The sequence below is a fragment of the Zoogloea sp. genome (genome assembly GCF_044344315.1).
Classification (GTDB): Bacteria; Pseudomonadota; Gammaproteobacteria; order Burkholderiales; family Rhodocyclaceae; genus Zoogloea.
The window spans coordinates 1-4916 of record NZ_JBIJDC010000177.1 but is presented as its reverse complement, the minus strand read 5'-3'; the positions used below and the strand labels follow the sequence as shown (position 1 = coordinate 4916).

At 66.0% G+C, this 4916-nt stretch carries 4 protein-coding genes; 1 reads left to right on the top strand and 3 read right to left on the bottom strand.

Features of this window, described 5'->3' with window-relative positions; all coding sequences use genetic code 11:
• Positions 1–195 precede the first annotated feature (195 nt).
• The 3 genes from recQ to ACIQ09_RS21705 form a co-directional block, all read right to left on the bottom strand.
• Positions 196–2016, bottom strand: a complete 1821-nt coding sequence (recQ, locus tag ACIQ09_RS21715; protein WP_398314424.1) for a DNA helicase RecQ — start codon at positions 2014–2016, stop codon at positions 196–198.
• Positions 2017–2050: 34 nt separating this feature from the next.
• Positions 2051–3034: a hypothetical protein gene (locus ACIQ09_RS21710; protein ID WP_398314422.1), complete on the bottom strand. Its 984-nt coding sequence runs from the start codon at positions 3032–3034 to the stop codon at positions 2051–2053.
• 81 nt (positions 3035–3115) lie between these two features.
• Entirely contained in the window at positions 3116–3379 is a 264-nt protein-coding gene (locus ACIQ09_RS21705) for a hypothetical protein (RefSeq protein WP_398314420.1), read from the bottom strand.
• 145 nt (positions 3380–3524) lie between these two features.
• Here ACIQ09_RS21705 and ACIQ09_RS21700 point away from each other — a divergent pair, with 145 nt between their 5' ends.
• Positions 3525–4469 carry an MBL fold metallo-hydrolase gene (locus tag ACIQ09_RS21700; protein WP_398314418.1) on the top strand — a complete coding sequence of 315 codons (945 nt, stop codon included), beginning with the start codon at positions 3525–3527 and terminating at the stop codon, positions 4467–4469.
• Positions 4470–4916: the final 447 nt, after the last annotated feature.

Below are 4916 nucleotides of genomic sequence, written 5' to 3'. Positions count from 1 at the left end.
TTGTGAGCAGCGCAGGGGAGTCGGCCGAAGGCCGACCGGTGAAGCCGGGTCGCCTTCTTTGCCTTCTTTCTTGGCGAAGCAAGAAAGAAGGTCGCCCGCCGGGGGCGAGTCCCCGGCCGATGTGACGTAATGCAACGGAAAACCGTGCCGTAAAGGCTCACCGGTTCGAGACCGAATGATTCGACCCCACGGGGACTATTCGGTGTCGGCGAGAAGCGCCAGGATGTCCTTGCCGTAGGCTTCCAGTTTCCGGTCGCCTACCCCCGAGATGGTGCCCAGTCCTTCGACGCTGTCGGGGCGCTGGTGGGCGATGTCGCGCAGGGTGGCGTCGTGGAAGATCACGTAGGCCGGCACGTTGCGTTCCCGGGCGGTGGCGGCGCGCCAACTGCGCAGGCGTTCCAGCAGTTGGCCCTCGGCGCCGGTGGCTTCGGGCCACTCGCGCAGCTTGCGGGTGGTGTCGGCCTTGCGGCTCTTCTTGGCCGGGGCCGTATCGATACGCAGGGTGAAGCTCGTCTCGCCACGCAGCAGGGGGCGGGCCGCTTCGGTGAGGGTCAGGGCGCCGTAGCGTTCGTGGTCCACAGCCAGGGCGCCGTGGGCGACAAGCTGGCGGATCAGGGTGCGCCAGCCCTTGTCGTCGAGCTCGGTGCCGATCCCGAAGGTGCTCACCTGATCGTGCTGCCATTCCTTCACCTTGTCGGTGGCCTTGCCGATCAGCACATCCACCACGTGGCCGGCGCCAAAGCGGCTGCCGGTGCGGAACACGCAGGACAAGGCCTTCTTGGCCGACTCGGTGGCATCGCGCACCTGGGGCGGGTGCAGGCAGGTGTCGCAGTTGCCGCAGGGGGCCGAGTCCTCGTCGAAGTAGCCCAGCAGGCGCTGGCGGCGGCAGCCGGTGGTCTCGCACAGGCCGAGCAGGGCGTCGAGCTTGGCGGTGGCCACGCGCTTCACTTCGGCGTTGGCTTCGCCCTGGTCGATGAAGCGGCGCTGCTGCACCAGGTCGGCCACGCTGTAGGCCATCCAGGCCTCGGCGGGCAGACCGTCGCGGCCGGCACGGCCAGTCTCCTGGTAGTAGCCCTCGATGGAGCGGGGCAGGTCCAGGTGGGCCACAAAGCGCACGTCGGGCTTGTCGATGCCCATGCCGAAGGCGACGGTCGCGACCATCACGATGCCGTCCTCGCGCAGGAAGCGGTCCTGGTGGGTGGCGCGTTCGTCGGCGGCCATGCCGGCGTGGTAGGCCAGGGCCGCGATGCCCTTTTCCGCCAGCCACGCGGCGGTCTCGTCCACCTTCTTGCGTGAGCTGCAATACACGATGCCGGCCTCACCCAGGTGCCCGTCGCGGATGAAGGCGAGGAGCTGGGCGCGGGGATTGTCCTTGGGGACAATGGTGTAACGGATGTTGGGTCGGTCGAAGCTGGAGACGAACTCCCGCGCGGTGGTGAGGCACAGGCGCTCGGCGATCTCGCGGCGGGTCTGGGCGTCGGCCGTGGCCGTGAGGGCGATGCGCGGGATCTGCGGGTAACGCTCCTGCAGGATGGACAGCTGCAGGTATTCGGGCCGGAAGTCATGGCCCCACTGGGACACGCAGTGGGCTTCGTCGATGGCGAACAGGGCGAGCTGGCCGGCCTCGTGAAGATGGTCCAGCAGATCCAGGAAGCGCGGGGTGACGAGGCGCTCCGGCGCCACGTAGAGCATGTCCAGCGCTCCCGCCAGCATGGCCCGCTCGATCTCCATGGCCCGGTCGAAGCTCAGGCTGGAATTCAGAAAATCTGCCGCCGCACCGACTTCCTTGAGCGCACTGACCTGGTCCTGCATCAGCGCGATGAGTGGCGACACCACGATGGCCACCCCGGGCCGCAGCAGCGCCGGGATCTGGTAGCACAGGGATTTGCCACCGCCCGTGGGCATCAGCACCAGGGCGTCGCCCCCGGCCGCCACGTGCTCGACGATGTCCTCCTGGGGACCGCGGAACTGGGTGTAACCGAAGACGTGGAATAGGGTTTCGCGGGCGCGGCTCATAGGGCCGGGATTTTACCCCGGCCAGCCGCGCAGGTCAGAACAGCTTTGCGAGGTGCCCCTGCAGGCCGGTCGGGCTGACGAAGCTGAGTTCGTACATGCTGGAGAGGCCAGCCGCCTGCTCGTCGCCGAGGCCCAGGCAGCACAGGATGAACTGGCTCCGGTCGATGCCCAGACGTTTGCGCAGCCGCAGGTATTTGTCGATGTCCTGGCGGAACTCGCCGGTCTTGCATTCGACGCACACCGGCGTGTTGCCCTCCACCAGGAAGAACACATCGAGTTCGTGCAGATCTTCGTTGGGGAAGGTCACCGACAGGTTGCGGGTGCATGAGAAGGCCTTCTGCCGCGCCTGGAAGAAGGCCAGCAGCTTCATCAGGGCGTACCACTCCAGCCAGTCACCGGCAAAGAAGCTGCGGATGGCCGGGGCTGACTGGATGGTGGCCCGGCCGAGCTTGTCCTGCTTCTGGTAGAAATACTTGGACAGAAAGGTGTGCTCGTAGAGGCGCTTGCAGAAGGCGTTGATGGCCTGACCGTCTTTCTGGCTCAGATCCCCCAGTTTGAGGCTGAAAGACGGCACATCCTTCTGCTGGGCCCAGCGGATCTTGCCGACCACGTCGCCCAAAAGCGGGTAATTGTCCCCGATCTCGACGGCAAACTCATCGAAGAAGCCGGTGGTGTTGACGGCGTCGGGGCTGGTGCGGACCTGGATCTGCCGGCGCTGGAACCAGGCCACGATTTCGGCATGCCAGGCCTCGCTGGTGAGGTGCTCGGTGTTGTGGAAGTCGATGCCTGCCGTCGCCGGTGCCGGCATGGCAGCGACATCCGTCGGGGCGCTCCCGGCGCGAAGCTGCTTCACTTCGTCCTGCAGGGCGAAGTACTGCTGCAGCACCTTGCGGACGAACAGGACCGTGTCGTACACCGGGACATGATTGCCACAGGCCGGGCAGGGGGTGCTTGTGCCGATCTGGTCAGCAGAAACCTCGGCCACGTGGCCGCATTTGTTGCAACGAAGGAGGGCCATCGGGGCGCCAATGAAAGACGGGTCGGCGAATTATGCCAACCCGTTGCGCGTCTGACGAGCGCGGCGCAGCGCCGCTGGCGCTCAGGCGCCGCCGTGGTGTTCGGCCAGATAGTGTTTGAGAACACTCCGCAGCAGGGCGGCCCGGGTGATGTCACCCTTGTCCCGGGCGTGCTGGATGTCGTCGGCGATCATGCGGCGGATGCGCTTGTCGCCCTCGGGGGTGTGGCACAGGTAGCAGCCCATCTCGACGGCCACCATCTCGGGCAGGTGTTCGTGTTCGGCGATGGCGAGGATTTCGTCTTCGGTCAGGTCGGACAGTTCGATGCAATCTTGCAGCGTCAACATGGGGAGCCCTCCTACTTGTTACGGTGTGAAAGCCTCGTTACGGTTATTTGACGCCTGTCATGTGCGCGCTGTATTGACCTAGGGCAAACCGGGGTGCGTATTGCTGCAATGCGGCTAAAATCACGGCTTTTTCAAGGGGATGGGCATGCAGGGAATGACGGGCTTCGGGGACGGCATCTACGCCGTGGATTCGGGATACACGGGGCCGGATGTGGCGGCCATCCACCTGATTGAGGAAGGTGGCCGGGCGGCGCTGGTGGATACCGGCAACAATGATTCCCTGCGCCATGTGCTGGAAGCCTTGGCCGCGACCGGCCTGTCGGCGGACGCAGTGGATTTTGTGCTGCTCACCCACATCCACCTGGACCACGCAGGTGGGGCCGGTGCCTTTATGCAGGCCTTCCCCAACGCCAAGCTGGTGGTGCATCCGCGGGGCGCGCGGCACATGGCCGAGCCGTCCAAGCTGTTTGCCGGGGTATCGGCGGTGTATGGGCCGGAGCGGGCGAAGGAGCTGTACGGCGAGCTGATCCCCGTGTCGGTGGCGCGCATCATCGAGGCCGGCGACGGCCATGAGCTGAACCTGGGCGGGCGCGTCATCCGCGTTTTCGACACGCCGGGCCATGCCCGTCATCACGTGTGTTACTTCGATACGAAGAGCCGGGCCTTCTTTACTGGCGATACCTTCGGGCTGTCCTACCGGGCGCTGGACGTGGGCGGTAAGCCCAGCATCTTCCCGACCACCACGCCGGTGCAGTTCGAGCCGGAGGCCATGCACGCCTCCATCCGCCGCATGGAGGCCGAGCAGCCCACCGCCATGTACCTGACCCACTACGCCCAGGTGCGCGACGTGCCGCGCCTGGCCGCCGACATGCATCGCCTGATCGACGCCCACGTGACCATCGCCGAGCGTCACGCGGCCGCCGAAGGTCGCAAGGCCCTGATCGAGCAGGACATCTGGGCTTTGGTCGGCGAAGAGGCTACCCGGGCGGGCTGGACCGTGCCCGAAACCGAATGGCGGCGCATCCTGGCGCTGGATGTGGAGCTGAATGCCCAGGGGCTGGATGTGTGGCTGGAGGCGCGCAAGGGCTGAGGGATGCCGGGAGTGCCGCTGTGCTGGCGGCGTTCCGGCATTTTCGCGTTACGTTGGCCGGGGTTTTCTACGGCCCGGTTTGCACACCCGGCCACCCCCGGTCGTCCGCGTTGCAGCGGATTCCCCTGCGCTGCTTGGCGGGGTCGAAACGGGCTTAGATCGGGCGCCGTGCCTTTCCTGATGCCGCGTTACGAATGGCTGGAGAGACTGTGGGGTCGAATTCATTCGACCTTAGTCGCCCAGGCCATCGGCATGCCTTTAATCCGGGTCCGAGGTCGAATGAATTCGACCCTACAGGAGAGCTGCCGCGCTGGCCGTTGATCACCTGCATTTCCTCTCCCCTCTGGCGCGCCGACTGGAGGTGATGACGGGCGGAAAAAGGGCTGCGCATGTTTGAGCCCGCAGGGCGAGTTTGCGCAGACCCCGCCTGACGGGCCCGGAAGGAGG